This window comes from Novosphingobium bradum, from assembly GCF_042646485.1.
Lineage (GTDB): Bacteria > Pseudomonadota > Alphaproteobacteria > Sphingomonadales > Sphingomonadaceae > Novosphingobium > Novosphingobium bradum.
The window spans coordinates 62167-88038 of the sequence record NZ_JBHRTQ010000009.1; the positions used below are offsets into that span (position 1 = coordinate 62167).

Here is a 25872-nt window from a genome sequence, read left to right on the forward strand (position 1 = left end):
ATAACCCGGCAATGTCCGCCAATGTCGCAGAAATGGAAAAGCGCCGCGCCGCAGCCCGCATGGGTGGTGGCAGCAAGCGTATCGATGCCCAGCACGCCAAGGGCAAGCTGACCGCCCGCGAGCGGCTGGAGATCCTCCTCGACGAACATTCGTTCGAGGAAGTCGATATGTATGTCGAGCATAACTGCGTCGATTTCGGGATGCCGGAAAACACCATCCCCGGCGACGGCGTGGTCACCGGCTCGGGCACGATCAACGGCCGGCTGGTCTTCGTCTTCGCCCAGGATTTCACCGTGTTCGGTGGCGCCGTTTCGGAACGCCACGCGATGAAGATCTGCAAGATCATGGACATGGCGATGAAGGTCGGCGCGCCGGTGATCGGGCTCAACGATTCGGGCGGCGCCCGCATCCAGGAAGGCGTCGCCTCGCTGGGCGGCTATGCCGAGATATTCCAGCGCAATGTCAACGCCTCGGGCGTGGTCCCGCAGCTCAGCCTCATCATGGGGCCGTGCGCGGGCGGCGCGGTCTATTCGCCGGCGATGACCGACTTCATCTTCATGGTGAAGGACAGCTCCTATATGTTCGTCACCGGCCCCGACGTGGTCAAGACGGTGACCAACGAGATCGTGACGCAAGAGGAACTGGGCGGCGCAATCACCCATTCCACCAAGACCTCGGTGGCCGACCTCGCGCTGGAAAACGATGTCGAGGCGCTGCTGGCGGCGCGCGAATTCTTCGATTTCCTGCCGCTGTCGAACAAGGAAGAAGTGCCCGAGCGGCCCAGCGCCGATCCGTGGGACCGGCTGGAGAACAGCCTCGACACGATCATCCCCGCCTCGGCCAACCAGCCGTATGATATGCACGAGGTGATCCGCAAGACGCTGGATGAAGGCGATTTCTTCGAGATCCAGCCGGGCCATGCCGGCAACATCCTGTGCGGCTTCGGCCGGATCGAGGGCAAGACCGTCGGCGTCGTCGCCAACCAGCCGATGGTCCTGGCCGGCTGCCTCGATATCAATTCGTCGAAGAAGGCCGCGCGGTTCGTGCGCTTCTGCGATGCCTTCAACATTCCGATCCTGACCTTCGTCGACGTGCCCGGCTTCCTGCCCGGCACCTCGCAGGAAATGGGCGGCATCATCAAGCACGGCGCCAAGCTGCTGTTCGCCTATGCCGAAGCCACCGTGCCCAAGATCACCGTGATCACCCGCAAGGCCTATGGCGGCGCCTATGACGTCATGGCTTCCAAGCACCTGCGCGGCGATCTCAACTATGCCTGGCCCACCGCCGAGATCGCGGTGATGGGCGCCAAGGGCGCGGTGGAGATCATCTTCCGCGGCCTCTCGCCCGAAGGCATCGCCGAGAAGACGAAGGAATACGAAGACCGCTTCGCCAATCCCTTCGTCGCCGCCGGCAAGGGCTTCATCGACGAGGTGATCCACCCCCATTCCACCCGCCGCCGCATCGCCCTGGGCCTCAGGAAGCTGCGTAACAAGGCGCTGGAAAATCCGTGGAAGAAGCACGACAACATTCCGCTGTGAGCGGAAAGGATCGCACCATCATGACCGAGATCTACATCGTTTCCGGCGCCCGCACCGCCATCGGCGCGTTCGGCGGTTCGCTTTCCTCCTTCCGCCCGGCCGAGCTGGGCACGCTGGTGATGAAGGAAGCCATCGCGCGGGCCGGCATTGCGGCGGCTGACGTCGAAAACGTGGTGGTGGGCACCGTCGTGCCGACCCAGCCCAAGGATGCCTACGTTTCGCGCGTGGCGGCGGTCAACGCCGGCATTCCGATCGAAAGCCCGGCGATGAACGTCAACCGCCTGTGCGGCTCGGGCTTGCAGGCGATCGTCTCGGCCGCCCAGGCCATTGCGCTGGGCGAACACGAGATCGCGATCGGCGCCGGCACCGAAGTCATGTCGGGCGCGCTGCGCGTGCTCGAAGGCAGCCGCAACGGCCAGAAGATGGGCGACATGGCCTTGCAGGACATGATGCTCGGCGCGCTGCACGATCCCTTCGAGAACATCCACATGGGCGTCACGGCTGAAAACGTGGCAACCTTGTGCCAGATCACCCGCGAGCAGCAGGACGAGGCTGCGGTGGAAAGCCACCGCCGCGCCGCCACCGCCATCGCGGAAGGTCGCTTCAAGAGCCAGGTCGTCCCGGTGGAGATCAAGACCCGCAAGGGCACCGCCGTGTTCGACACCGATGAACACGTCCGCGCCGATGCCAGCCTGGAATCGATGGCCGGCCTTCGCCCCGCCTTCGTCAAGGACGGCACGGTGACCGCCGGCAACGCTTCGGGCATCAACGATGGCGCCGCCGCCGTGGTTCTCGCCAGCGGCAAGGCCGTGGCCGACAAGGGGCTGAAGCCCCTGGCCAGGATCCTCGGCTGGGGCCATGCCGGGGTCGAGCCGGGCACCATGGGCCTCGGCCCGGTCAAGGCCGTGCCGGTGGCCCTGAAGCGCGCCGGCCTGACGCTCGACCAGATCGACGTGATCGAGGCCAACGAGGCTTTCGCGGCCCAGGCCTGCGGCGTCGCCAAGCAGCTCGGCTTCGATCCCGCGAAAACCAACCCCAACGGCTCGGGCATCGGCCTTGGCCACCCGATCGGGGCGACCGGCGCGATCCTGACCGTGAAGGCGGTCTACGAATTGCAGCGCACGGGCGGCAAATATGGCCTGATCACCATGTGCATCGGCGGCGGTCAGGGCATCGCCATGGTCGTGGAGCGCGTCTGACATGAAACTTGGCCGTCTCAACCACATCGGCGTCGCCACCCCGGACCTCGATGCCTCGATCGCCTTTTACCGCGACGTGATGGGCGCGACTGACATCACCGAGCCGTTCGTGCTGGAAAGCCAGCAGGTCCGCGTGTGCTTCGTCAACACGCCGGGCGAAAACGGCACCTCCGGCACCCAGATCGAACTGCTCCAGCCCACTGCGACCGATTCGGCCGTGGGCAAGTGGCTGGTGAGCAATCCCTTGGGCGGCCAGCACCACATCTGCTACGAAGTGCCCGATATCCACCAGGCCAAGGCCTGGTTCGAGAGCCTGGGCAAGCGCGTGCTGGGTGAACCGCGCATCGGCGCCCACGGCACGCTGATCTTCTTCGTCCACCCCAAGGACATGGGCGGCCAGCTCACCGAGATCATGGAAACCCCCAAGGGCGCGCACTGATGGCGCAGTGGACGTTCATCACCGCCAGCCGCCAGGGCGATGTCGCCACGGTGGCGATCAACCGGCCCGACAAGCTCAACGCGCTCACCCCGGGTGTCTTTGCCGAACTGTCCGCCGCGATCCGCGAGGCCGTGGCCGGTGGCGCCCGCGCGCTGGTGCTGACCGGCGAGGGCCGGTTCTTCAGTTCCGGCGCCGATATCCAGGCCGATGGCCAGGGCTATGAAGGCCTGCCGGAAGACCTGGGGCCACTGGTCGATGAAGCCTACAATCCGTTTTCGCGCCTGCTGGCCGAACTGCCGATCCCGGTGGTGACCGCGCTGAGCGGTCCGGCGGCGGGGGCGGGGCTGTCGCTCGCGCTGTCGGGCGATATCGTGGTGATGGCCGAGAGCGCCTACCTGCTGCTTGCTTTCGTCAACATTGGGCTGGTGCCCGATGCCGGCGCCACCTGGCTGGTCGCCCGCAGCGCCGGCCGCGCCCGCGCGCTCGACATGGCGCTGACCGGCGACCGGATGAGCGCGGCCGAGGCCAAGGCAGCCGGCCTTGTCACCCGCGTGGTGCCCGATGGCGAGGCGCTGGCCACGGCGCAAGGCCTGGCCGCGAAGCTTGCCGCGGGGCCGTCGCAGGCCATCGGCGCGATCCGCCGCCAGGTTGCCTTCGCGCTCGATCATGATTTCAACGCCACGCTCGATCACGAGCGCGACAACCAGTCGCGGCTTGGCCGCACCGCCGATTTTGCCGAGGCGATCGCCGCCTTCGGCGAGAAGCGCAAGCCGCAGTTCAAGGGCCAGTAAGATGACCGACAAACCCAGCATCGACCAGTGGCAGGCCGCCGCCGCCAAGGAAGTCAAGGGCAGGGACCTGACCTGGCAGACGCCGGAAGGCATCGCCGTCAAGCCGCTCTACACCGCCGAGGACGTGACCGTCGAACCCGGCCTGCCCGGTTTCGCGCCCTTCACCCGCGGCGTGCGCGCCTCGATGTATGCCGGCCGGCCGTGGACCATCCGCCAGTACGCGGGCTTCTCGACCGCCGAGGAATCGAATGCCTTCTATCGCCGCAATCTGGCGGCGGGCCAGAAGGGGCTTTCGGTCGCCTTCGACCTCGCCACCCACCGCGGCTATGACAGCGACCATCCCCGCGTGGTCGGCGATGTCGGCAAGGCCGGCGTGGCGATCGATAGCGTCGAGGACATGAAGATCCTGTTCGACGGCATCCCGCTCGATCAGATGTCGGTCTCGATGACCATGAACGGCGCGGTGATCCCGATCCTCGCCTTCTTCATCGTCGCCGGCGAGGAACAGGGCGTTCCCACCGAAAAGCTGGACGGAACCATTCAGAACGACATTCTGAAGGAGTTCATGGTCCGCAACACCTACATCTATCCGCCCGAACCCTCGATGCGGATCATCTCCGACATCTTCGCCTATACCAGCGCCAAGATGCCGAAATTCAACTCCATTTCCATCTCCGGCTACCATATGCAGGAAGCCGGGGCGACCCAGGTCCAGGAGCTGGCCTTCACCATTGCCGACGGCATGGACTATGTCCGCTACGGCGTGGCCTCGGGCCTCGATATCGACAAGTTCGCCGGCCGCCTCTCGTTCTTCTTCGCCATCGGCATGAACTTCTTCATGGAAGTGGCCAAGCTGCGCGCCGCCCGCGTCCTGTGGCACCGCGCGATGACCCAGCTTGGCGCCAGGGACGAACGCTCCAAGATGCTGCGGACCCACTGCCAGACCTCGGGCGTGAGCTTGCAGGAGCAGGATCCCTACAACAACGTCATCCGCACCACGATCGAGGCCATGGCCGCGATGCTGGGCGGCACCCAGTCGCTCCACACCAATGCGCTCGATGAAGCCATCGCCCTCCCCACCGATTTCTCCGCCCGCATCGCCCGCAACACCCAGATCGTCATCCAGGAAGAGACCGGGATGTGCAACGTGGTCGATCCGCTCGGCGGCTCGTACTACATCGAGGCGCTGACCCAGGAACTGGTCGACCAGGCCTGGGAAATCATTGCCCGCGTCCAGGCCGAAGGCGGCATGGCCAAGGCGGTCGGCGCCGGCTGGCCCAAGGCGATGATCGAGGAAGCTGCTGCCGCCCGCCAGGCGCGGGTCGACAAGGGCGAGGACGTGATCGTTGGCGTCAACAAGTATCGCCTCGCCAGCGAGGATCACCTCGAAACGCTGGATATCGACAACCACGTGGTCCGCGAAGGCCAGATCGCCCGCCTCAAGGCCACCCGCGCCGCCCGGAACGAGGGCAAGTGCCAGGCCGCGCTCGCCGCGCTGACCGAGGGCGCGAAGGCCGGCGGCAACCTGCTGGCCCTCGCGGTCGATGCCGCCCGCGAACGCGCCACGCTCGGCGAAATCTCCGATGCGATGGAAGCCGTGTTCGGCCGCTACGGCACCCAGCCGACCCCGGTGAAGGGCGTCTACGGCTCGGCCTATGCCGGCGACGATCGCTACCAGCAGGTGCTCGACGGCGTGGAAGCCGTCACCCGCCGCCTCTCGCGCAAGCCGCGCCTGCTCGTTGCCAAGATGGGCCAGGACGGCCACGATCGCGGCGCCAACGTCATCGCCTCGGCCTTCTCCGACATGGGCTTCGACGTCACCTCCGGCCCGCTGTTTCAGACGCCCGAGGAAGCCTGCAAGCTGGCGCTCGAAAACGATGTCGACGCGGTCGGCGCCTCCAGCCTCGCGGCCGGCCACAAGACCCTGATCCCCGAACTGATCGGCCACCTCAAGGCCGCCGGCCGGCCTGACATCAAGGTCGTCGCCGGCGGCGTGATCCCGCCGCAGGACTATGATTACCTGCGCGAGGCCGGCGTCCAGGGCATCTACGGCCCGGGTTCCAACGTGGTCGAATGCGCGGCCGATATGCTGCGCCTGCTCGGCCACAATATGCCGCCGCTGGACCAGAAGCTCGAAGTCGCCGAATAACCTTTGGGGTCGCCGAAACTCCACACGGGGGGACACGATGTCGCACAAGCCTGAAACCATGGCCGTCCACGCCGGGTGCGAACCCGATCCGACGACCAAGGCCCGCATCACGCCGATCTACCAGACGGCGAGCTACGTGTTCGACGATGCCGGACATGCCGCGCGGCTGTTCGGCCTCCAGGAATTCGGCAACATCTATTCGCGCATCATGAACCCCACCAACGCCGCGCTCGAAGCGAAGATCGCGGCGCTGGAAGGCGGGGTGGGCGCGCTGGGCGTGGCCTCGGGCCATGCCGCGCAGTTCCTCGTGTTCCACACCCTGATGGAGCCGGGCTGCGAGATCGTCGCGGCCAAGAAGCTCTATGGCGGCTCGCTTAACCAGTTGGCGCACTCCTTCGCCAAGTTCGGTTGGAAGGCGGTTTTCGTCGATGCCGACGATCCGGCCGAGGTGGCCGCCGCCATCAATGACAAGACCCGCGCGGTCTTCATCGAGAGCCTGGCCAACCCCGGCGGCGTGGTCCAGGACATCCGCGCCATCGCCGATGTCGCCCATGCGGCTGGCGTGCCGCTGGTGGTCGACAACACCATGGCCACCCCCATGCTCTGCCGCCCGATCGAGCACGGGGCCGACATCGTCGTCCATTCCTGCACCAAGTTCCTCAACGGCCACGGCAATTCGGTCGGCGGCCTTATCGTGGATTCGGGCAAGTTCGATTGGGCCGCTTCGGACAAGTTCCCCTCGCTCACTGCGCCCAACCCGAGCTATCACGGCGCCGTGCTGACCGACGCCCTCGCGCCGGTCGGCCCGATCGCCTTCATCATCGGCTGCCGGGTGCTGGGCCTGCGCGATCTTGGCCCGGCCATGGCCCCGATGAACGCCTTCCTCACGCTCACCGGCATGGAAACCCTGTCGCTGCGGATGGAGCGCCACTGCGCCAACGCGCAAACCCTCGCGCAATGGCTCCAGAACCACCCCAAGGTGGCCTGGGTGTCCTACGCCGGCCTGCCGGAAGATCCCTATCACCAGCTTGCCCGCCAGTATCTTGGCGGCAAGGGCGGGGCGGTCTTCACCTTCGGCGTGAAGGGCGGCTACGAGGCCGGGGTCAAGCTCGTCTCCTCGGTCAAGCTGTTCAGCCTGCTCGCCAATATCGGCGACACCCGCTCGCTGATCATCCACCCGGCTTCGACCACGCACAGCCAGCTGGGCGAGGAAGAACTGCAAGCCGCCGGCGCCGGACCCGACACGGTTCGCGTCTCGGTCGGCATCGAACACATCGACGACATCATCGCTGACCTGGCCCAGGCGCTGGAACAGATCTGAGACTGGAAAGAGAGCCCATGTTCAAGAAAATCCTGATCGCAAACCGTGGCGAAATCGCCTGCCGCGTGATCAAGACGGCCCGCCGCATGGGCATCCAGACCGTGGCGGTCTATTCCGATGCCGATGCGCGCGCGCCCTTCGTGGCCATGGCTGATGAAGCCGTGCACATCGGCCCGGCGCCCGCCGCCCAGTCCTACCTGATCGCCGACAAGATCATCGCCGCCGCCAAGCAGACCGGCGCCGATGCGGTGCATCCGGGCTATGGCTTCCTCTCGGAACGCACCTCCTTTGCCGAGGCGCTCGCCGCCGAGGGCATCGCCTTCGTCGGCCCGCCGGTCAATGCGATCGCCGCCATGGGCGACAAGATCGAATCGAAGAAGCTCGCCAAGGCGGCCGGCGTCAACGTCGTCCCCGGCTTCGTCGGCGAAATCGAGGATACCGAGCACGCGGTGCGGATCTCGAACGAGATCGGCTATCCGGTGATGATGAAGGCCTCGGCCGGCGGCGGCGGCAAGGGGATGCGCCTGGCCTACAACGAAAAGGACGTGCGCGAGGGCTTCGAGGCCACCAAGCGCGAAGGCCTCAATTCCTTCGGCGATGACCGCGTGTTCATCGAGAAGTTCATCCTCAACCCGCGCCACATCGAGATCCAGATCCTGGGCGACCAGCACGGCAACGTACTCTATCTCAACGAGCGCGAATGCTCGATCCAGCGCCGCCACCAGAAGGTGGTGGAAGAAGCCCCGTCGCCCTTCGTTACGCCCAAGATGCGGAAAGCCATGGGCGAACAGTGCGTCGCCCTGTCGAAGGCCGTGGGCTATTACTCGGCGGGCACGGTCGAACTGATCGTCTCGGGCGCCGATCCCAGCGGCGAGAGCTTCTATTTCCTCGAAATGAACACCCGCCTCCAGGTGGAGCACCCGGTCACCGAAGCGATCACCGGGATCGACCTGGTCGAGCAGATGATCCGCGTTGCCGCCGGCGAGAAGCTCAGCCTGACCCAGGACGACGTGAAGATCGATGGCTGGGCGATCGAGAACCGCGTCTATGCCGAAGATCCCTATCGCGGCTTCCTGCCCTCCACCGGCCGCCTCGTGCGCTACAACCCGCCGGTTCCCGGCTGGGAGGACGATGGCGCCGAGAACGGCCGGCGCGGCGTCGATGGCGTGCGGGTCGACGATGGCGTCTATGAAGGCGGCGAAGTCTCGATGTTCTACGATCCGATGATCGCCAAGCTGATCACCTGGGGCGAAACGCGCGATGAAGCGGCCGACAAGCAGATCGCTGCGCTCGATGCCTTCGAGATCGAGGGGCTTGGCCACAACATCGATTTCGTCAACGCGATCATGCAGCACCCGCGCTTCCGCTCGGGCGAGCTGACCACCGGCTTCATCGCCGAGGAATACCCGGAGGGCTTCACCGGGGCGGCCACCAGCGAGGAACTGAAGGCCAAGCTTGCTGCCGTCGCCGGGTTCATCGCCACGGCCCGCGCCGATCGCGCGCGCAATGTCGATGGCCAGCTCGCCCATCACCTGCCGCCGCCGTTCGGCTGGTCGATCAAGCTGGGTGGCACCACTTTCGCGGTGGAGGTCGATGCCGACGACGTGTCGGTCGATGGCAGGATCGTCGATCTCGCCATGGAATATACCCCCGGTGACCGCGTGGTCTTCGCCGAGGCCGATGGCGACGAACTGGCGCTCAAGGTCGAACCCACGCGTTCGGGCCTCAAGCTCACCACCCGCGGCGCGATCCACAAGGTGGAAATCCTCCCCGCCCATGTCGCGCATCTCACCCGGCACATGATCGAAAAGGTCCCGCCGGACCTGTCGAAGTTCCTGATCTGCCCGATGCCCGGCCTGCTGGTTTCGCTCAACGTGGCGGAAGGCGACAAGGTCGAGGCCGGCCAGCCGCTCGCCGTGGTCGAAGCCATGAAGATGGAAAACATCCTGCGCGCCGAAAAGTCGGCCACGGTCAAGAAGGTGAACGCCAAGGCCGGCGAGAGCCTGGCGGTCGACGCGATCATCCTCGAACTGGAATAGGCTCAGCCAGCAGGTGTCGTCCCGGGCTCGCCCCGGGACCGGTGCCGGTTGCGATGCTGTGAGCTATCTTCAATGCAAAGGGCCGGGGGCAACCTCGGCCCTTTTCATCTGGTTCGCGCAGGGGCGCAGAGAAGGAATGGGTTCACGCGGAGGCGCGGAGACGCGGAGAAGGAGGGAGATTCGCGCAAAGGCGCAAAGGCGCAAAGGGGCCACGACAGGCGGCGAAGCCGCTCCACATCTCATAAGCCCATTCTTGAAGAAGGCCGCAACGCGGCGATCTGGTGCCCCCCTCTTTGCGCCTTCGCGCCTTCGCGCGAATCTCCACTTTTTGCCTTCGCCACGCTTCCGCTGGGCGGAGTGCAAAGGCAGAGGCCTCAGCGCCCCTGCAACTGTCCGTCGAGGAAGGTCGCCACGTCGCCCAGGTCGACGTCCTTAGACAGGAAGGCCTGGCCGATCCCGCGCAGCAGCAGGAAGGGCAGGGTGCCGGCGTCCATCTTCTTGTCGTGCAGCATATGGGCGACCAGCGCCTGGCCATCCACGTTGAGACCCAGCTCGACCAACTCGGCCATCATCCCCAGCTTGCGGAAATGGACGGCCACGCGCTCGGCATCACCCGCATCCATCAGCCCGGTCCGCGCCGAATAGCGCGCCGCCAGGACCATGCCCAGCGCCACGCCTTCGCCATGCAGCAGGCGGTCGGAATAACCGGTCTCGGCCTCCAGCGCATGGCCGAAGGTGTGGCCAAGGTTGAGCAGGGCGCGCAGGCCGGTGGTCTCGAACTCGTCCTGTTCGACGATGCGGGCCTTGGCCTCGACCGAGCGGGCGATCGCATATTCGCGCGCCGCGCCGTCGCCATCCATCAGCGCCGCGCCGTTGTCCTCGCACCAGGCGAAGAAGGCCTCGTCACCGAGCAGGCCATATTTCAGCACCTCGGCATAGCCCGCGCCAACCTCGCGGCGGGGCAGGGTATCGAGCGCCAGCGGATCGGCCAGGACCAGCGAGGGCTGGTGGAAGGCGCCGACCAGGTTCTTGCCGGCCGGCGTGTTGATCGCGGTCTTGCCGCCCACGCTCGAATCAACCTGCGAAAGCAGCGTGGTGGGCAACTGGATGAACCGGCAGCCGCGCTTGAGGATTGCGGCGGCAAAGCCGGTGAGATCCCCGATTACCCCGCCGCCCAGCGCCAGCACGTGGTCCTTGCGTTCCACGCCCTCGGCCAGCAGCCAGTCGGTCACGCCCGCGAGGTGTTCCCACGATTTGGTCTGCTCGCCCGCCGGCAGCACCTTCCACGCCGGCTCGAACCCGGCGGCCACCAGCGAGGCGCCAACCGTCTGCCCCCAGGCGGCATGAACCCGTGCGTCGGTGACGATCGGCACCCGGCGCTTGCGGAGCAGGGGCGCGCATTCCTCGCCCACCCGGGCCAGCAGGCCGGCGGCGATCCGCACCTCATAGGGGTGGCCGGCGATGTTGACCGGGATCACAGCCATTGCGAAATGCCTTTCATGACCATGGCCAGGGTGCGGCCGTGGGGCTGGTTGCCGCTCATCACGTGAACCGGCGCCTGGGCATAGGCGGGTTCGCGCTCGGCCTTGAGCCGGGCCAGGATCTCCCGCGGGTTGCCACCGCGCAGCAGCGGCCGATTGTCCTTGCGGCCCACCCGCTCCACCAGGGTATCGACGTCCGAATCGAGCCAGACCGCGATCCCCTTGTCGAGGATCAGCGCCCGGGTCTCGGGATTGACGAAAGCCCCGCCGCCGGTGGCGATGACCATCGGCCGGCCGCCCGCGCCCTCGGCCATCAGGCGCTGGATAACGCGGCGCTCGCCATCGCGGAAATAGGCCTCGCCGTAAGTCTCGAAGATTTCGGGGATCGCCATTTGCGCCGCTTCCTCGATCGCATCGTCGGCATCGACGAAGGGCAGCCCGAGCGCGTGCGACAGCCGCCGACCCACCGACGACTTGCCCACGCCCATCATCCCCACCAGCACGATCGGCCGGGTGAGCTGCTGGGCGATCTGCCGCGCGAGGGCCGCGTTTTCGGCTTGATCGAGGCGGGCTTCGTCATGGTCCATTGCAGGGCCGCCTATAGTTGCGCTACTCGCCCGTGCAAGCGCGTTGCGCCGGCCTTGCAGGGCCGATGCAACGGGCGGCACATCGGACTGGCGGACAGGTCGCTTGGTGGCAGCAGGAATATCGATCGGCATGAAACGGCCCGGGCGCATCGCGCTGATCCTGATCGCGGTCCTTGGCGCGGCGCTGCTCGCCTGGGCCTGGGCCAATGGCGGGCGCGAACCGCTGCGCGAGATCGCCGAGCCGGTGGCCGTTCCGGAGAGCGCGCGATGAAGCGGCGCTGGCTGGCCGGCGGCGCGGTCCTGGCGCTCACCTCGGCGCTGGTCATGGCGCAGGATGCGCCCGAATCGCTGCTTCCCCCGGGTTTTGACCGCCCCGCCGCGCGACCCGCCCGGACGCCCGCCGCCGCCGCCGCGCCGGCGGCGAATGCCGGCCCGGCGGCAGCCGCCACTTCCACCGCCGTGGTCCAGCCGCTCCCGTCAGGATCGGGCGCTGCGCCCGCCGTGGCCGTATCGCTGCCGGCGAACCTGCCCTCGCTCGACCAGCTCGAGTCGATGAGCCCGGAAGATCTCGACAAGGCTCTCGACCTCAGGCCCAAGGACGATATCCCCCCCGCTGCCCGCCGCGCGATGACCCGGGTCGGCGTGATCGACGAGGGTGAGGGCGGCCTGCCGTTCTGGAATCTGGGCAAGCAGGACCCGGGCCTGGTGCGCGCGGTGCTGCAAGGCAATTCGGGCAAGCTGGTCTCGCGCTGGGGGCACATCCTGCTGCGCCGCGCCCTGGCCTCGCGGCTCGATGCGCCCGCCGGCATGAACCCGGCCGAATTCGCCGCCCTGCGCGCCGCCCTGCTGGTCCGCATGGGCGAGGGGGAGGGCGCCCGCGCCCTGGTGCAGGATGTCGACACCGCCAATTTCTCGCCCGAGCTGACCCAGGCCGCGCTCGATGCCTATGTCGCCACCGGCGATTTCACCGGCCTGTGCCCGGTGATCGCGCTCCAGGGCGCGGCCCGCAAGGACAAGCCGTGGCAGGTGCTCCAGGCGGTCTGCGATGCCTTCGCCGGCGAGGGCAGCCGCGCGATGGCCGCGCTTGACCGGCTGACCTATTATGGCGCCATGCCGCGCGTCGATATGCTGCTGGCGCAGAAATACGCCGGGTCCGCCGGCAAGGCCCGCCGCGCGGTGACGATCGAGTGGGACAAGGTCACGGATATGACCGCGTGGCGCTTTGCGATGGCCACTGCGGTCGGCCTCCAGCCCCCGCCCGCGCTGATGAAGGACCTGTCGCTCGACTATGCCTTCATGGCGGCGACCGCGCCGGCCCTCGCGCTTGATGGCCGGGCGGCGGCGGCCGACAAGGCCGCAGCCTGCGGCGTGCTGTCGAGCGCGGCGATGGTCGATCTCTACGGCCAGCTGTTCGACGAGGACGATGCCAATGGCGAATGGGCGCAGCGCGCGGCCCGCCTGCGCGATGCCTATGTCGCGGGTTCCGTGGCCGACCGGCTGGCCGCGATCAAGGAGTTGTGGGGCGATTCCAGCGATCCCGCGCGGCTCTATTCGCGCCAGGTGCTGACCGCCTATGCCGCCGCCCGCCTGCCGGCGAGCGAGGACCTGGCCGCCGATGCCGGCCCGCTGATTTCCGCGATGCTGGCCGCCGGACTGGATGGCAATGCCGCGCGCTGGGCCGGCGTGGTCAAGAGCGGGACGCAAGGCTGGGCCTTGCTGGCCCTGGCCAGTCCCGCCGCCGCCGCCGCCGACAAGGGCGCGATCGACGATTTCCACGGCGCCGACGAAAGCAGGGGGGCGCGCCAGTCGGCCTTCCTCGTGGCCGGGCTGGCCGGGCTTGGCCGCCTGCCGCTGCCCGCCGCGGCCGATCTGGCCGGCAAATACGGCTTCGCGCTCGATTCTCAGGGCCGCTGGTCGCAGGCGATCGACCGGGCCGCCGAATATGACAACCGGGCGCTGGTCGCGCTGCTGGCCGGTCTGGGGATGCAGGGCGACAACTGGGAGCGGATGACCCCGCGCAACCTCTACCACGTGGTTGCCGCGCTCAACCGGGTGGGCCTGTCGGCCGAGGCGCGGATGATCGCCGCCGAGGCCGTGGCGCGCGGGTGAACACCGGCGTCGGCGCCACGGACCTGTTCCTGGCCATGCTCGCGGCCGAGCGCGGGGCCGCCGCCAACACCCTGGCCGCCTATCGCCGCGACCTTGAAGGCGCCGAGGAGGTGCTGGGCGACCTGACCCGGGCCGACGGCCCGGCGCTGGCCAGCCTGGGCACGGCCTGGGCCGATCTCGCCCCGGCCAGCCTCGCGCGCAAATGTTCCGCGCTGCGCCAGTTCTACGGCTTCCTGGTGGATGAAGGCCTGCGCGCCGACGATCCGTCGCCCGCCCTGCCGCGCCCGCGCACCCGCCGCCCGCTGCCACGCCTGCTCAGCCATGCCGAGGTGGAGCGGATGCTGGAGCGCGCCGAGGAGGAGGCGGTGGGTGGCCAGGCCGCGGCGCTGCGCCAGCTGGCCCTGATCGAACTGCTCTATGGCTCGGGTCTGCGCGCCACCGAGCTGGTCTCGCTTCCGCTGGCCGCCGTGCCGCGCGATGCGCCGTTCCTCCACGTTACCGGCAAGGGCGGCCAGCAGCGCCTGGTCCCGGTCAGCACCCGCGCCGCCCAGGCGCTCTCGCGCTGGCTGGCGGTGCGCGGCAGCGGTGGCACCCGGCTGTTTCCCTCGCGCAGCGGGCAGGGCCATCTCACCCGGGTGCGCCTGTTCCAGATCCTGCGCGAGCTGGCCGCGCGGGCCGATATCGCGCCCGACAAGGTCTCGCCCCACGTCCTGCGCCATGCCTTCGCCACCCACCTCCTCGAAGGCGGGGCGGACCTGCGCGTGCTGCAGACCCTGCTCGGCCATGCCGACATCGCCACGACCCAGATCTACACCCATGTCGAGGGCGCCCGGCTGGTGGCTCTGGTCAACGCGCGCCACCCGCTGGCAGGCGCGGGGGCGAATCGGCCGGGGACGGGCGGGCCGGATTCCCTTGCGGGGCGCGGCGCACCGGACTAAGCGCAGCAGCGATGATTTCCTTCCTCGAATTCGAAAAGCCGGTCGCGGCGCTCGAAGCGCGCATTGCCGAATTGCGGGCCACCGCCGCCGATGGCGACATCGATCTCGCCTCCGAGATCGAGCGCCTGGAAAAGAAGAGCGCGAGCTTGCTCGCCAGCACCTACCAGGCGCTGACCCCGTGGCAGAAAACGCAGGTCGCCCGCCATCCCGCGCGGCCCCACTTCGTCAATTACATCGCGGGCGCGTTCACCAATTTCATGCCGCTGGGCGGCGATCGCCTCTATGGCGACGACCAGGCGATCATCGGCGGCTTTGCCATGCTGGGCAACCGCCGGGTCATGGTCATCGGCCACGAAAAGGGCCACGACACCCAGACCCGCATCCGCCACAATTTCGGCATGGGCAAGCCCGAGGGCTACCGCAAGGCGGTTCGCCTGATGGAACTGGCCGGGCGATTCGGCCTGCCGGTTGTAACGCTGGTCGACACCTCCGGCGCCTTCCCCGGCGTGGAAGCCGAAGAACGCGGCCAGGCCGAGGCCATCGCCCGGTCGACCGAGGCCTGTCTTGCGCTGCCGGTGCCGATGGTTGCGGCGATCGTGGGCGAGGGTGGCTCGGGCGGCGCCGTGGCGCTGGCCAGCGCCGAACGGGTGCTGATGCTCGAACACGCGGTCTATTCGGTGATTTCGCCGGAAGGCGCCTCGTCGATCCTGTGGCGCACCGCCGACAAGGCGCCCGACGCCGCCGAAGCGATGAAGATGACCGCGCAGGACCTGCTCAAGCTCGGCGTGATCGACCGGATCGTGCCCGAGCCGATGGGCGGCGCCCACCGCGACCCGCTGCGTACCGCCGTCTCGCTTGGCGCGGCCATCGGCGAGGAGCTGGATGCCCTGGCCAAGGTCAAGGCGGCCGACCTCGTCCGCCGCCGCGAAGAACGCTTCCTCGCCATCGGCGCCTGAGTCGGGGTTGAAGGGTTTTCGTCCAGGGGCGCGAACAAGAACAAGGATCGTTCGCGCAGAGGCGCCGAGGCGCGCAGAAGGCAGGATTCTCGCGCGAAGGCGCAAAGGCGCGAAGGGGCCGCGTCAGGCGGCGAAGCCGCTCCGGACCTCGAGGCCAGTTTCGATGATAGCCGCTGCGCGGCGATCTGGCGCCGGGCCTTTGCGCCGTTGCGCGACTCCCACTTTTCTCATCCGCGCCTCCGCGCGAGCCTGTTTCGTCGCGCGAAGCGGGCGCCTACGCCGCGCACAAGAGAAGGGGCGGCAGGTTGCCCTGCCGCCCCTCGACTTGTTCGACTTGCGTCGGCTGATTACGCGTTGGCGGCGTTCAGCTGCGACGAGGTCTTCGAGAAAGTCGTGTTCAGCTGCGAGCCGAGGCCCGAGACGGTGGTCATCACGGCGACGGCGATGAGAGCGGCGATCAGGCCGTATTCGATCGCGGTGGCGCCAGCTTCGTCGCGGATCAGCTTCTTGAAGAAGGTCATATCTAGTCTCCTGGTTTAGCAGTCTTGGTACCCGGCTCTTCCCGTCCCACCGGTCGGAGCGACTTTCGAAGTAGCAGTCAGTCCTCAACAAAAGGTTAAGCGGAAATACTTGCCTTAGGCTGCGGTGGCCCGCTGCATCGTCGAACCCACGTTGGACCACATGGCGTTCGTTTCGTTGGCGACACCCTGGACGGTGAACATGATGGTCACGACGACCAGTGCCGCTATCAGCCCATATTCGACGGCAGTTGCCGCGCGGCAGTCGCGAAGCAGTTGCCTGATGGTGATCACGAGGTTCATGAGAAGCCCTGCCGAATATTGCGATGAGCCCGATGTGAGGGAGGCGTCGTTACCGGCAGGTTAGGTGGCAGGGTTAACGTGCAAAAAAGTCCGACAGGCGCAAATGCCGCCAGTCCTGCCCAGGGCACGTTGCTAGGGGATTTTTCCTAAGAAATTATGCCAGAAAATCCGACACCTGTGCTTGTGCCTGTGCTCGTGCCCGTGCCCGTGCTCGTGGTTGCCGCGGCGTTGATTGGCGCCGACGGTCGGGTGTGCCTGCAGCGCCGGCCTGATGAAAAGGCGCATGGCGGGCTCTGGGAGTTTCCCGGCGGCAAGGTGGAGCCGGGCGAATCGCCCGAAGGCGCACTCGCGCGGGAGCTGGCCGAGGAGCTGGGCATCGCGCTGGACCTGGGCAGCCTCGAGCCGTGCGGCTTCGCCGCCGATGGCGGCCTGGTGATCCTGCTCTACGCCTGCCGCGCCTGGAGCGGGGAAGCGGCGGCGCTGGAGGGCGGGGCGATCGGCTGGTTCGCCCCTGATGCGCTGTCGGCCCAGCCGATGCCGCCCCTCGACTATCCACTCGCCAGCCAGGTTTGCAGACTTCTTTCGCAAGGGCACATTTAGCCATTGCCAAGCCGCGGGGCCTGTCCTATTGGCGCCGCTCCCGAGGGCGCCCGTAGCTCAGCTGGATAGAGCATCAGACTACGAATCTGAGGGTCGGACGTTCGAATCGTTCCGGGCGCGCCATTTTCCCCAAGGGGAAAAACAAGGACTTGGGAAAAACGGGGCGGTGCCGAAAGGCGCCGCCCCTTTTCGTTTCGGCGCCGGCCTGGCGCTCGGATTCCGGGCAGGCGTGTGCCCTGCCGGCGAGGCGAATCGCGCGGGAACATTCTCAATCCATCGGGATCAAGCCACGGTCGCGCCTCGCGCCGGTTGCGTCGGCGGCTCGGTGGCCCCGATGGCGCTCAATCGGAGAGCCAGGCCTTGAGGGCCAGGCTGAACAGCACCACCACGGCCAGGGCTGCGAGGACGAAGATCGCCTCCCACGGCATGAAGCCGACCGAATCGAGATTGCGCCGCCGCTGTCGGCGGCGATCGGCGATCCTCGCGCTGATAGCGAGGATGAGCGACAGGATTCCTCCTGCCAGCAACTGGGCGAATGGACTGGTCATGGGGTGCTCGTCGAAAGGGGCTGCTGGTCGGGTGTCGGGATTTCAGTCCAGCACCACATCGAATTCCATGCCGTAACCGGCAGGGGCGCCCTGGCCGGCGACCGCGCGTTGGTAAGCTTCCAGATCGTCGCCCAGGGTTCGCGGTGCCTGGAGCCGGCGCCTATGGACGGCGGTGAGGAAGAGTTCCGGGTGGATCCTCGCCAGGGCGCTGGCCTGGGCGGGCTGACCCAGCATGGCCACGCCGCCCGCGATTTCGGGGCGGGCGAAGATGATCAGGTTCTGGCGATACCACCAGGGAACGCGGGCATCGCCCCAGATCAGGTCGCGCACCGGATCATAGGGCAGGAAGCCGAACTGCGCGAACATCGCCGCCCAGTATTCCGGCCAATGCTCGTTCACGTGGCCCGAGCCGCCCTGGTAGGGCACGCCGGCCGAGAACAGGACCACGGGGGCAATCCGGCACAGGTCTTCGACAAGGCCCGGCGCCCGGCTGGCGGAGAGGTGTTCGGCAACCTCGATGCAGATCGCCATGTCCGCGCCCAGGTGGGCGGGCAGGGGTGCTTCGAGGTCGTGGGCGATGAAGGCATCGCGCGGGATCAGGAGGGCATCGGGCTGAACGTACGAACCGTCGATGCCGACGCAGTTGGCCACGCCCAGTTCGCGGGCGGCCGCGCTCCAGGTGCCCAGTCCGCAGCCCACGTCGACGAGGCTGCCGGGGAGCCAGTCGCGGAACAGCAGCGGCAGCACGATGCGGGCCGCCACCTGGCTTCCCGAAACCTGGTCCGCATAGAAGGCCGGGTTGTAGTGTTCGTTGGTGCTCATGCCTCTTTTCCGTTCGCCTGTGTGCTGGAGTCGCCGAAGAATTCGCGGACCTCGGCCTGGTTCATGTGGATCGCGGTGTCACCCATCAGGATGACGTTGCGCGCCTGCTGCGGCGGTTCCTCACCGCGCTCGGTATAGTGGGAGGCCACCAGGCTGACATAGTTGATGGTGGCATGGGGGCTGCGCGCGAAATTGAGCCCGCCGGACTTGGCCGCGTCCCATACCAGGCGATCGCTCCACAGCCCCAGGTTGCGCGGTTGGCACAGCCAGGCGTGGCAGATGGTCGGCCAGGCCGATCGCATGATCAGGTAGCAATTGGTGTCGTTGAAGGTGTCGCCGTCCGATTCGGTGCAGATCCCCAGGAAGCTGCCGTCCGGGCGGAACAGGCGCCTGGGGCAGGTGACCACGTCGGCCCCGGTCCGGCGCTGCTCCTGCCACATTTGCTCGATGTGTTCGGGCTGGTAGGTATTGTCGGCGTCAAGGAACAGGACGGCCTCGATTTCGGGGTTCGTCCAGGCCAGGGCCATGCCGATGCCGCGCGGCGTGGCGCCGGCATCGGCGCTGTTGCAGGGCAGGACGAGATGCCTGACGCCCGAGATCGATGAGCCGTTGGCCTGCGGGTGGCCATCGCAGACCAGGAAGTGCTCGATCTCCACCTGGCGGGCCACGGACTGGGCCGCCACCGAATCATGGCACTGCGACAACTGGTCGGTGGATTCCGAATAATAGGGTGTAATCACGGCAAATTTCATGGTCGTTTCCCAGCCCGGCGATCACCTTGGTGACGTCCTTTCCTGACCCTTACTGACAGGTATCAGATTTTTCTCCCGGTTGATGACTATTCGCGGCGATGGCAACTTGTCCAGTGTGCCCGGATTCCCTGTGTTCCCGGCGTGGTTCGGCCCGCGCTGACCGGACCGGCGCCCACGTGAACACGGGTTCCTCCCGGGCGCCGGTCCGGCTATTCTGGGGCAGGGGGAGCCGCGATGGATCCGGAATGTGCGCCCGAAGCAGGGATCGACGGGGAGGCGGAGCGGGGCGCCACGGCTTCGGCCTGGTGCCATGCCATGGCCACGCGCGCGCACGTGGTGGTCGATGCAGCCGACTATTTTCTCCTGATGCAGGACGCCATGCTCAAGGCGCGCCAGCGGATCATGCTGATCGGCTGGGATTTCGATACACGGGTGCGGCTGGGGCCGGGGCGGCGCTGGTGGAACCGGCCCACCCGCAAGCGCCATCCGGCGCGGCTTGGCCCGTTCGTGGTCTGGCTGGCCAATCGCAACCGGGCCTTGCAGGTGCGGGTGCTCAAGTGGAATTTCGGCGCGCTGAAATTCATCTTCCGCGGGACCATGGTCTTCGACCTGATCCGCTGGTTCCGCCACCCGGCGATCGACTTCAAGTTCGATTCGGCCCATCCGCTCGGGTGCAGTCACCACCAGAAGATCGCCGTGATCGACGATCGCTTCGCCGTGTGCGGCGGCATCGACATGACCACCGAGCGCTGGGACACCCCCGAGCATCGTGAGCATGATCCGCGCCGGATCAACGCCGCCCGCCGCCCCTATGATCCCTGGCACGACCTGACCATGCTGGTCGAGGGCGAGGCCGCCCGCGCGCTGGGTGACCTGGGGCGCGCGCGTTGGCACCGGGCCGGCGGGCCGCGGCTGGAGGCCTGTACCCCGCAGCAGCCGACCCCCTGGCCCGAGCGCATCGAGGCCGAGTTCCGCGATGTCGAGGTCGGCATCGCGCGGACCAGCGCGCAATGGGGTAGTTACGACGAGGTCCGTGAGGTCGAGGCGTTGTTTCTCGAACATATCGCCGCCGCGCGGAGCTTCATCTATGTCGAAAGCCAGTACTTCGCCTCGCGCAGGGTCGCCGAGGCCCTGGCGGCGCGGCTCTCGGCGGCCGATCCGCCGGAGGTGGTGATGATCGCTCCGCTGGTTTCCCATGGCTGGCTGGAACAGACCGCGATGGACGGCGCCCGGGTGCGCCTGCTCCACGCCGTGGGCGAGCGCGATCCCCAGCGGCGGCTGCGGGTCTTTGTGCCGTATTCCGGGGCCAAGCCCATCTATGTACATTCGAAACTGATGATCGTCGACGATGCAATCCTGCGCGTGGGCTCGGCCAACATGAACAACCGTTCGCTGGGGCTCGATACCGAGGCCGACCTGTTCATCGACAGCCGCCGCCCGGCGAACGACCGCGAGGCGGTGCGCGCCGCGATTCGCCATCTGAGGCTGCGGATGCTGGGCGAGCATTGCGGCATCCCGGCCGCGACCGCCGGCGCCCTGCTGGACGAACACGGCACCATGGCGGCGATGATCGATGCCCGTCCGTTCAGCGCCAGGCGGCTGGAACCTTTTCACTTGCGTCCGCTTGGCGATACTGAAAAGGCGCTGGCCGACAGCGCGCTCCTCGATCCGGAAAGGCCCGGGGAGCTGTTCGAGCCGATGAGTCGTCGCACCGGCCTGTTCCGCCGCGGGGGCTTCCTCCGCCGGCCCCGCTAGAGAAGGAAACGCAGTTGAGCAGCATCGATGGACCGGATGAAGACGGCTTCGATCCCGTCGGCGCCGACGGCAAGATCATCGTTCCCGAAGATGTGCAGGAGGCGATCCGCACCCTGATCCGCTGGTCGGGCGACGATCCGACGCGCGAAGGCCTGATCGATACGCCGCGCCGCGTGGCGCGGGCCTGGCGTGAATATTGCCAGGGCTATGGCGAGGATCCGGCGATCCACCTCTCGCGCATCTTCGAGGAAGTGGGCGGCTATAACGAGGTCGTCCTGCTCAAGGGCATTCCCTTCCAGTCGCACTGCGAACACCACATGGCGCCGATCATCGGCACGGCCGCGATCGCCTACCTCCCGCGCGATCACGTGGTCGGCATCTCCAAGCTGGCCCGCGTGCTGCATGGCTTCGCCCGCCGCCTGCAGATCCAGGAACGGCTGACCGCCGAAGTTGCCCAGTGCATCTGGGACAATCTCCAGCCGCTGGGCGTTGCCGTGGTGATCGAGGCCAGCCACGCCTGCATGACCGCGCGCGGCGTTCGCACGCCCGGCGTCAACATGGTGACCAGCCGGATGATGGGCACTTTCCTGGAAGACGATCGCAGCCGCAAGGAAGTGCTCAGCCTGATGGGCTATTGAGGCCGGATCGCGGCCAGCCGGCGGACGATCGGGTGGCCGGGCCTTGCGTGCCGCTCTCCGGGGCGGCACGATGGCCCGCGTGAGGGACCCCGCGCCACAACCTGACATTGCCGCCGCGCCCGCACCCGGCCGCCTCGGCCCCTTGGCGCTGGCCGTGGTCCCGGCGCTGTCGCTGCTGCTGCTGGTTACCCGGCCGGTCTGGGACGTCGACGTGTTCTGGCAATTGCGGCTGGGCGAGATGATCCTCGCCCATGGCGGGCCGATCCTGCGCGAACCCTTCGCCGCCCGCCATCTGGGCGAACCGCTGCCCACGGTCGCCTGGGCCGGGCAGGCGCTTTATGCCGCCCTGCGCGAAGCGGGTGGCTGGCCGCTCCTGCGGACTTTCGACGCGCTGTTCTGGCTGGGCGGCTTCTGGGCGGCGGGCTGGGCGGCGCGGCGGCGCGGCGCCTCGGCGTTGGGCCTTGCGCTCGGACTTGCGATGGGGCTGATCGCCGCCCTGCCGCAGGCCTCGGTGCGCCCGCAGAGCCTGGCCGCGCTGGGCTTTGGCCTGCTTGTCGCCCTGGTCTTCAGCCGCCTGCGACCGGCCCCCAAGCTGGCCTGGGGGGCAATCCTGCTGGTCGTCTGGCAAAATCTCCACCCATCGGTTGCCATCGCCGTGGTCTGGCTGGGCGCCCTTGCGGCATGGGGCTGGCTGGCCTTTCTTCGCCGCCGGCTGGCTCCGCCATGGGTGGCGACCGGGCTGGCCCTGCTGGCCGGGCTCGCGCTGTTCGCCACGCCCGAGGGGATCGGCATCCTCTCGGTCTCGGCCGCCAATGCCGCGATGAGCCGCGCCATGGGGGTGAGCGAATGGCTGCCGCTGTGGGCGCCGATCAACCGCCAGGTCGCGCTGCCGATCCTGGCGGTCGCCGGGGTCACCGCCTGGCTGCTGCGCCGCTCGGGCCGCTTCGCGCTCGACGAACTGCTGCCCGCCCTGGCTCTGCTGGTGCTGACGATGGCGAGCTACCGTTTCGTGCTGTTCTGGGCCATCGCGCTGGTGCCGGTGGTGGCGCGGGCGGCTGTGGCGCAGCAGCCCGAGGCGCGGTTGCCGGGCTGGCTGCGCGGCGCGCCGCTGGTGCTTGCCGCCCTGGCCGGGATCCTGCTGCCGGTCCGCTTCAGCCCGCAATTGCCGCTGGCCGAGATTGCCGTCCTGCGCGCATCGGGCGCGGCCGGCACGATCTATGCCCATTTCCCCTGGGGCGGCCCGCTGATAGACGCCGGCTATCCGCAATGGCGCCTCGCCTATGACGGGCGCTATTACCGCTACACGCCCGAAGAATGGGACGCCTATGGCAAGGCCAGCCGGGGTGAGCTGTCCCTCGCGCAGGTCGAGGCGGCATGGCATCCCGCCGCCTTCCTGCTCGACCCGCAGTGGAACGCGCCGCTGATCGCCGCCCTGCGCGCCGACCGCGCCCACTGGCGCGAACTGCCGGGGCACGGGCCATTGCCCGGGCGGGCCGTCGCCTTCGTTCCGGCCGTTCCCGGCGCGCCGCGCCCATAGCAAAAGGGGCGCCCCTCGCGGAGCGCCCCCTGTCCACCCAATCGGTGGAAGCTCAGAGCTGGCCGAGCATATAGTCGGCCGCGCTGACCTTGAACTCGCCCGGGCCTTCGACGTTCAGCTGCTCGACCGTGCCATCGTTGATCACCATCGAGAAGCGCTGGCCGCGCTGGCCCAGGCCAAAGCCGCTGCCGTCCATGACCAGGCCCAGCGCCTTGGCGAATTCGCCATTGCCATCGGCCAGCATGGTCACCTCGGGCGAACCGTTGGCCGCGCCCCAGGCCTTCATCACGAAGGCATCGTTGACCGCTGTGCAGACGATCTCGTCCACGCCCTTGGCCTTCAGCTCGGCGGCCTTGTCCACGAAGCCTGGCAGGTGCTTGGCCGAGCAGGTGGGGGTGAAGGCGCCGGGGACCGAAAACAGCGCCACCTTCTTGCCCTTGAAATAGTCGGCCGTCTGCACCGGCTCGTTGGCATCGGCGGTGGCCTTGATCAGCTTCACGTCGGGCAGCTTGTCGCCAGCAGCAATAGTCATGGTTTGCTCTCCTTCATCGGGGTGTCGGAATCCTGCGCCCGCCATAGGGCGCATTGCGAGTCCTTCGCAACCGCCGATCGCCGCCTGGCCCGCCAGCCGGGGCGAAATCGGGAAGAATGTAAAATGCGATGAACCGAACATGGTGTCTTTGCGGTTAAGCGCGAAGCGTGACCGCCAATTAAGCCTGCCCGCAGCAATCAATCGCACGTGGGGAACTATCGTTTGCGAAAAGGCCAGGCAGATGAACAACAGGTGGACAGGAATGATCGCGGCAACCGCCGCGCTCGTGCTTACAAGTGCCGTGCCGGCACAGGCTTCGGCGCCCGGAGAGGCGGAGAAGCTGCGCCGGCTCGATATCATGCTGATGGTGACGGGGCTGCGCTGCCGCACCACGCCCAGCGATTTCCGGGCCGATTTCGCGGCTTTCGAGGCGGCGCACATGGCCGATCTCAATGCCGCGGCGGCCGAATTGCGCCAGGGGCTGGTTGCCCGGGCGGGCGCCGCCGGCGCGAACCGCGCGCTCGACCGGATCAGCACCGGCATGGCCAACGAATATGGGCAGGGCCATCCCTGGCTCGATTGCGCCCAGCTCAAGCAGGCCACCCGCGTGCTCACCCGGATCAAGGGCCGCGCCACCCTGGTCGAAGCCGCCAACGAATTGCTGGCGCCCAGCGCCGCGCCGCAGCTCGCCTTCGCCGGTCGCTGAACAGGCCATATCAGGCCATATAAAGACATCTTTATATTCTCCCGAGGACGGGCTAAGGGCGGTGCCATCCGGCGCCGCCCTATTGCCTTCCGCTTGCGGCGCGTCCGTTCAGGAGAATGCCCCCCGTGTCTGCCACCTCCGCCACGCTCGACGCCGCCCGCGACTATGTCATCGCCGATATCGGCCTCGCCGACTTCGGCCGTGCGGAAATCGCCATTGCCGAAACCGAGATGCCCGGCCTCATGGCCCTGCGCGAGGAATTCGGCGCGTCGCAGCCGCTCAAGGGCGCGCGGATCACCGGCTCGCTGCATATGACCATCCAGACTGCGGTGCTGATCGAAACCCTGGTCGCGCTGGGCGCGGAAGTCCGCTGGGCCACCTGCAACATCTTCTCGACCCAGGACCATGCCGCCGCCGCTATCGCCGCCGCAGGCATCCCGGTCTTTGCCGTGAAGGGCGAAAGCCTGGCCGATTACTGGGACTACGTGGGTTCCATCTTCGATTGGGATGACGGCACCGGCCGCACCGCCAACATGATCCTCGACGATGGCGGCGATGCCACCATGTTCGCCCTGTGGGGCGCCCGCGTGGAAGCAGGCGAAACGCTGTTCGAGCCGAGCAACGCCGAGGAAATCGAGTTCGTCCGCGCGCTCACCGCCTTCCTCAAGAAGAAGCCCGGTTACCTCACCATGTCGGTCGCCCACATCAAGGGCGTGTCGGAAGAGACCACCACTGGCGTCCACCGGCTCTACCAGATCGCCAAGGACGGCAAGCTGCCGTTCCCCGCGATCAACGTGAACGATTCGGTCACCAAGTCGAAGTTCGACAATCTCTATGGCTGCAAGGAATCGCTGGTCGACGCGATCCGCCGTGCGACCGACGTGATGCTGGCCGGCAAGGTCGCCTGCGTCGCCGGCTTCGGCGATGTCGGCAAGGGCAGCGCCGCCTCGCTCCGCAATGGCGGCGCCCGCGTCCTCGTCACCGAGATCGATCCGATCTGCGCGCTCCAGGCCGCGATGGAAGGCTATGAGGTCGTCACCATGGAGGAGGCGGTCACCCGCGCCGACATCTTCGTGACCGCCACCGGCAACGAGGGCGTGATCACCGCCGAGCACATGAAGGCGATGAAGCCGATGGCGATCGTCTGCAACATCGGCCACTTCGACAGCGAGATCCAGATCGCCGCGCTCGACAACTACAAGTGGACCGAAGTGAAGCCGGGCACCGACCTGGTCGAGTTCCCTGCCGAAAACGGTCAGGCGCCCAAGCAGATCATCGTCCTGGCCAAGGGCCGCCTGGTCAACCTGGGCTGCGCCACCGGCCACCCCAGCTTCGTGATGTCGGCCTCCTTCACCAACCAGACGCTGGCCCAGATCGAGCTGTTCACCAAGAACGCGAACTACAAGAACGAAGTCTACGTCCTGCCCAAGCACCTCGATGAAAAGGTGGCGGCGCTCCACCTCGAAAAGCTCGGCGTGAAGCTGACCAAGCTTTCGAAGAAGCAGGCGGACTACATCGGGGTCAGCACCGAAGGTCCGTTCAAGCCGGATCACTACCGCTACTGATCGCGCATTGCCCGGGCGGGGAGGGCTTGGCCCGCCCGCCCGGATCATG

25 protein-coding genes and 1 tRNA gene are annotated in these 25872 nt (G+C 67.6%); 18 read left to right on the top strand and 8 right to left on the bottom strand.

Features of this window, described 5'->3' with window-relative positions; genetic code table 11:
• Positions 1 to 11 precede the first annotated feature (11 nt).
• From ACFOD9_RS10605 to ACFOD9_RS10635, 7 genes are read left to right on the top strand one after another with little or no spacing between them, the layout of a single operon-like run.
• On the top strand, positions 12 to 1538 hold the full coding sequence (locus ACFOD9_RS10605) for an acyl-CoA carboxylase subunit beta (RefSeq protein ID WP_379510089.1): 1527 nt from the start codon (positions 12 to 14) through the stop codon (positions 1536 to 1538).
• Between the two features lie 20 nt (positions 1539 to 1558).
• Positions 1559 to 2737 (top strand): beta-ketothiolase BktB, encoded by a 1179-nt coding sequence (gene bktB / locus ACFOD9_RS10610; protein ID WP_379510090.1) that lies wholly within the window; start codon positions 1559 to 1561, stop codon positions 2735 to 2737.
• A gap of 1 nt (position 2738) precedes the next feature.
• Positions 2739 to 3176, top strand: coding sequence for a methylmalonyl-CoA epimerase (mce, locus tag ACFOD9_RS10615; RefSeq protein ID WP_379510091.1), 438 nt, complete (start codon positions 2739 to 2741; stop codon positions 3174 to 3176).
• Positions 3176 to 3967 (top strand): enoyl-CoA hydratase-related protein, encoded by a 792-nt coding sequence (locus ACFOD9_RS10620; protein ID WP_379510092.1) that lies wholly within the window; start codon positions 3176 to 3178, stop codon positions 3965 to 3967. The genes mce and ACFOD9_RS10620 overlap by 1 nt, the downstream gene beginning before the upstream one ends.
• 1 nt (position 3968) lies before the next feature.
• Positions 3969 to 6116, top strand: a complete 2148-nt coding sequence (scpA, locus tag ACFOD9_RS10625) for a methylmalonyl-CoA mutase (protein ID WP_379510093.1) — start codon at positions 3969 to 3971, stop codon at positions 6114 to 6116.
• Positions 6117 to 6153: 37 nt separating this feature from the next.
• The gene (locus ACFOD9_RS10630; RefSeq protein ID WP_379510094.1) at positions 6154 to 7437 is read left to right on the top strand and encodes an O-acetylhomoserine aminocarboxypropyltransferase; all 1284 of its coding nucleotides are present in this window, start codon (positions 6154 to 6156) and stop codon (positions 7435 to 7437) included.
• Positions 7438 to 7454: 17 nt separating this feature from the next.
• Complete coding sequence (locus ACFOD9_RS10635; RefSeq protein ID WP_379510095.1) at positions 7455 to 9476, top strand: acetyl-CoA carboxylase biotin carboxylase subunit; 2022 nt, start codon at positions 7455 to 7457, stop codon at positions 9474 to 9476.
• Between the two features lie 374 nt (positions 9477 to 9850).
• On the opposite strand, the gene aroB is transcribed toward ACFOD9_RS10635, so the two are convergent.
• Positions 9851 to 10960 (bottom strand): 3-dehydroquinate synthase, encoded by a 1110-nt coding sequence (gene aroB, locus ACFOD9_RS10640; RefSeq protein WP_379510096.1) that lies wholly within the window; start codon positions 10958 to 10960, stop codon positions 9851 to 9853.
• Positions 10951 to 11544 carry a shikimate kinase gene (locus ACFOD9_RS10645; RefSeq protein WP_379510097.1) on the bottom strand — a complete coding sequence of 198 codons (594 nt, stop codon included), beginning with the start codon at positions 11542 to 11544 and terminating at the stop codon, positions 10951 to 10953. Before ACFOD9_RS10645 ends, aroB begins: the two co-directional genes overlap by 10 nt.
• Positions 11545 to 11674: 130 nt before the next feature.
• Between ACFOD9_RS10645 and ACFOD9_RS10650 the strand changes: the two genes are divergently transcribed.
• From ACFOD9_RS10650 to ACFOD9_RS10665, 4 genes are read left to right on the top strand one after another with little or no spacing between them, the layout of a single operon-like run.
• Positions 11675 to 11815, top strand: a complete 141-nt coding sequence (locus ACFOD9_RS10650; protein WP_379510098.1) for a hypothetical protein — start codon at positions 11675 to 11677, stop codon at positions 11813 to 11815.
• Positions 11812 to 13653: a hypothetical protein gene (locus ACFOD9_RS10655; protein ID WP_379510099.1), complete on the top strand. Its 1842-nt coding sequence runs from the start codon at positions 11812 to 11814 to the stop codon at positions 13651 to 13653. The genes ACFOD9_RS10650 and ACFOD9_RS10655 overlap by 4 nt, the downstream gene beginning before the upstream one ends.
• Positions 13650 to 14591 (top strand): tyrosine recombinase, encoded by a 942-nt coding sequence (locus tag ACFOD9_RS10660; RefSeq protein ID WP_379510100.1) that lies wholly within the window; start codon positions 13650 to 13652, stop codon positions 14589 to 14591. Before ACFOD9_RS10655 ends, ACFOD9_RS10660 begins: the two co-directional genes overlap by 4 nt.
• An 11-nt stretch (positions 14592 to 14602) precedes the next feature.
• Complete coding sequence (locus ACFOD9_RS10665) at positions 14603 to 15547, top strand: acetyl-CoA carboxylase carboxyltransferase subunit alpha (protein ID WP_379510101.1); 945 nt, start codon at positions 14603 to 14605, stop codon at positions 15545 to 15547.
• A gap of 347 nt (positions 15548 to 15894) precedes the next feature.
• On the opposite strand, the gene ACFOD9_RS10670 is transcribed toward ACFOD9_RS10665, so the two are convergent.
• Both ACFOD9_RS10670 and ACFOD9_RS10675 read right to left on the bottom strand, forming a co-directional pair.
• Positions 15895 to 16068, bottom strand: coding sequence for a Flp family type IVb pilin (locus tag ACFOD9_RS10670; RefSeq protein WP_379510102.1), 174 nt, complete (start codon positions 16066 to 16068; stop codon positions 15895 to 15897).
• Positions 16069 to 16182: 114 nt separating this feature from the next.
• Positions 16183 to 16368, bottom strand: coding sequence for a Flp family type IVb pilin (locus ACFOD9_RS10675; RefSeq protein WP_379510103.1), 186 nt, complete (start codon positions 16366 to 16368; stop codon positions 16183 to 16185).
• A gap of 189 nt (positions 16369 to 16557) precedes the next feature.
• On the opposite strand from ACFOD9_RS10675, the gene ACFOD9_RS10680 reads away from it, so the two are divergent.
• Both ACFOD9_RS10680 and ACFOD9_RS10685 read left to right on the top strand, forming a co-directional pair.
• Positions 16558 to 16968, top strand: a complete 411-nt coding sequence (locus ACFOD9_RS10680; protein WP_379510104.1) for a (deoxy)nucleoside triphosphate pyrophosphohydrolase — start codon at positions 16558 to 16560, stop codon at positions 16966 to 16968.
• Positions 16969 to 17014: 46 nt separating this feature from the next.
• Positions 17015 to 17091, top strand: a tRNA-Arg gene (locus ACFOD9_RS10685).
• Positions 17092 to 17309: 218 nt separating this feature from the next.
• Here ACFOD9_RS10685 and ACFOD9_RS10690 read toward each other — a convergent pair.
• From ACFOD9_RS10690 to ACFOD9_RS10700, 3 genes are read right to left on the bottom strand one after another with little or no spacing between them, the layout of a single operon-like run.
• Complete coding sequence (locus ACFOD9_RS10690; RefSeq protein WP_379510105.1) at positions 17310 to 17516, bottom strand: hypothetical protein; 207 nt, start codon at positions 17514 to 17516, stop codon at positions 17310 to 17312.
• Between the two features lie 42 nt (positions 17517 to 17558).
• On the bottom strand, positions 17559 to 18338 hold the full coding sequence (locus ACFOD9_RS10695) for a methyltransferase domain-containing protein (protein WP_379510106.1): 780 nt from the start codon (positions 18336 to 18338) through the stop codon (positions 17559 to 17561).
• Positions 18335 to 19090 (bottom strand): glycosyltransferase family 2 protein, encoded by a 756-nt coding sequence (locus ACFOD9_RS10700; RefSeq protein ID WP_379510107.1) that lies wholly within the window; start codon positions 19088 to 19090, stop codon positions 18335 to 18337. The genes ACFOD9_RS10695 and ACFOD9_RS10700 overlap by 4 nt, the downstream gene beginning before the upstream one ends.
• 234 nt (positions 19091 to 19324) lie before the next feature.
• Between ACFOD9_RS10700 and ACFOD9_RS10705 the strand changes: the two genes are divergently transcribed.
• From ACFOD9_RS10705 to ACFOD9_RS10715, 3 genes are all read left to right on the top strand, one after another.
• Entirely contained in the window at positions 19325 to 20845 is a 1521-nt protein-coding gene (locus ACFOD9_RS10705; protein WP_379510108.1) for a phospholipase D-like domain-containing protein, read from the top strand.
• Positions 20846 to 20859: 14 nt separating this feature from the next.
• Positions 20860 to 21483 (top strand): GTP cyclohydrolase I FolE, encoded by a 624-nt coding sequence (gene folE, locus ACFOD9_RS10710; protein ID WP_379510109.1) that lies wholly within the window; start codon positions 20860 to 20862, stop codon positions 21481 to 21483.
• A gap of 142 nt (positions 21484 to 21625) precedes the next feature.
• Positions 21626 to 23020 (top strand): hypothetical protein, encoded by a 1395-nt coding sequence (locus ACFOD9_RS10715; RefSeq protein WP_379510110.1) that lies wholly within the window; start codon positions 21626 to 21628, stop codon positions 23018 to 23020.
• Positions 23021 to 23072: 52 nt separating this feature from the next.
• On the opposite strand, the gene ACFOD9_RS10720 is transcribed toward ACFOD9_RS10715, so the two are convergent.
• The gene (locus tag ACFOD9_RS10720) at positions 23073 to 23552 is read right to left on the bottom strand and encodes a peroxiredoxin (RefSeq protein ID WP_379510111.1); all 480 of its coding nucleotides are present in this window, start codon (positions 23550 to 23552) and stop codon (positions 23073 to 23075) included.
• Positions 23553 to 23814: 262 nt separating this feature from the next.
• On the opposite strand from ACFOD9_RS10720, the gene ACFOD9_RS10725 reads away from it, so the two are divergent.
• The gene (locus tag ACFOD9_RS10725; RefSeq protein ID WP_379510112.1) at positions 23815 to 24258 is read left to right on the top strand and encodes an S-adenosyl-L-homocysteine hydrolase; all 444 of its coding nucleotides are present in this window, start codon (positions 23815 to 23817) and stop codon (positions 24256 to 24258) included.
• A gap of 125 nt (positions 24259 to 24383) precedes the next feature.
• A complete protein-coding gene (gene ahcY, locus ACFOD9_RS10730) occupies positions 24384 to 25823 on the top strand; it encodes an adenosylhomocysteinase (RefSeq protein WP_379510113.1) in 1440 nt (479 codons plus the stop codon).
• Positions 25824 to 25872 lie beyond the last annotated feature (49 nt).

What these genes read in the sequence shown, in the direction of transcription:
- ACFOD9_RS10635 (WP_379510095.1), top strand. Translation starts at nt 7,455, where the DNA reads ATGTTCAAGAAAATCCTGATCGCAAACCGTGGCGAAATCGCCTGCCGC.
- ACFOD9_RS10700 (WP_379510107.1), bottom strand. Translation starts at nt 19,090, where the DNA reads ATGAAATTTGCCGTGATTACACCCTATTATTCGGAATCCACCGACCAG.
- ACFOD9_RS10690 (WP_379510105.1), bottom strand. Translation starts at nt 17,516, where the DNA reads ATGACCAGTCCATTCGCCCAGTTGCTGGCAGGAGGAATCCTGTCGCTC.
- ACFOD9_RS10665 (WP_379510101.1), top strand. Translation starts at nt 14,603, where the DNA reads ATGATTTCCTTCCTCGAATTCGAAAAGCCGGTCGCGGCGCTCGAAGCG.
- scpA (WP_379510093.1), top strand. Translation starts at nt 3,969, where the DNA reads ATGACCGACAAACCCAGCATCGACCAGTGGCAGGCCGCCGCCGCCAAG.
- ACFOD9_RS10630 (WP_379510094.1), top strand. Translation starts at nt 6,154, where the DNA reads ATGTCGCACAAGCCTGAAACCATGGCCGTCCACGCCGGGTGCGAACCC.
- ACFOD9_RS10725 (WP_379510112.1), top strand. Translation starts at nt 23,815, where the DNA reads ATGATCGCGGCAACCGCCGCGCTCGTGCTTACAAGTGCCGTGCCGGCA.
- bktB (WP_379510090.1), top strand. Translation starts at nt 1,559, where the DNA reads ATGACCGAGATCTACATCGTTTCCGGCGCCCGCACCGCCATCGGCGCG.
- ACFOD9_RS10670 (WP_379510102.1), bottom strand. Translation starts at nt 16,068, where the DNA reads ATGACCTTCTTCAAGAAGCTGATCCGCGACGAAGCTGGCGCCACCGCG.
- ACFOD9_RS10650 (WP_379510098.1), top strand. Translation starts at nt 11,675, where the DNA reads ATGAAACGGCCCGGGCGCATCGCGCTGATCCTGATCGCGGTCCTTGGC.
- ACFOD9_RS10605 (WP_379510089.1), top strand. Translation starts at nt 12, where the DNA reads ATGTCCGCCAATGTCGCAGAAATGGAAAAGCGCCGCGCCGCAGCCCGC.
- aroB (WP_379510096.1), bottom strand. Translation starts at nt 10,960, where the DNA reads ATGGCTGTGATCCCGGTCAACATCGCCGGCCACCCCTATGAGGTGCGG.
- mce (WP_379510091.1), top strand. Translation starts at nt 2,739, where the DNA reads ATGAAACTTGGCCGTCTCAACCACATCGGCGTCGCCACCCCGGACCTC.
- ACFOD9_RS10695 (WP_379510106.1), bottom strand. Translation starts at nt 18,338, where the DNA reads ATGAGCACCAACGAACACTACAACCCGGCCTTCTATGCGGACCAGGTT.
- ACFOD9_RS10705 (WP_379510108.1), top strand. Translation starts at nt 19,325, where the DNA reads ATGGATCCGGAATGTGCGCCCGAAGCAGGGATCGACGGGGAGGCGGAG.
- ACFOD9_RS10720 (WP_379510111.1), bottom strand. Translation starts at nt 23,552, where the DNA reads ATGACTATTGCTGCTGGCGACAAGCTGCCCGACGTGAAGCTGATCAAG.
- ACFOD9_RS10645 (WP_379510097.1), bottom strand. Translation starts at nt 11,544, where the DNA reads ATGGACCATGACGAAGCCCGCCTCGATCAAGCCGAAAACGCGGCCCTC.
- ACFOD9_RS10655 (WP_379510099.1), top strand. Translation starts at nt 11,812, where the DNA reads ATGAAGCGGCGCTGGCTGGCCGGCGGCGCGGTCCTGGCGCTCACCTCG.
- ACFOD9_RS10620 (WP_379510092.1), top strand. Translation starts at nt 3,176, where the DNA reads ATGGCGCAGTGGACGTTCATCACCGCCAGCCGCCAGGGCGATGTCGCC.
- ACFOD9_RS10675 (WP_379510103.1), bottom strand. Translation starts at nt 16,368, where the DNA reads ATGAACCTCGTGATCACCATCAGGCAACTGCTTCGCGACTGCCGCGCG.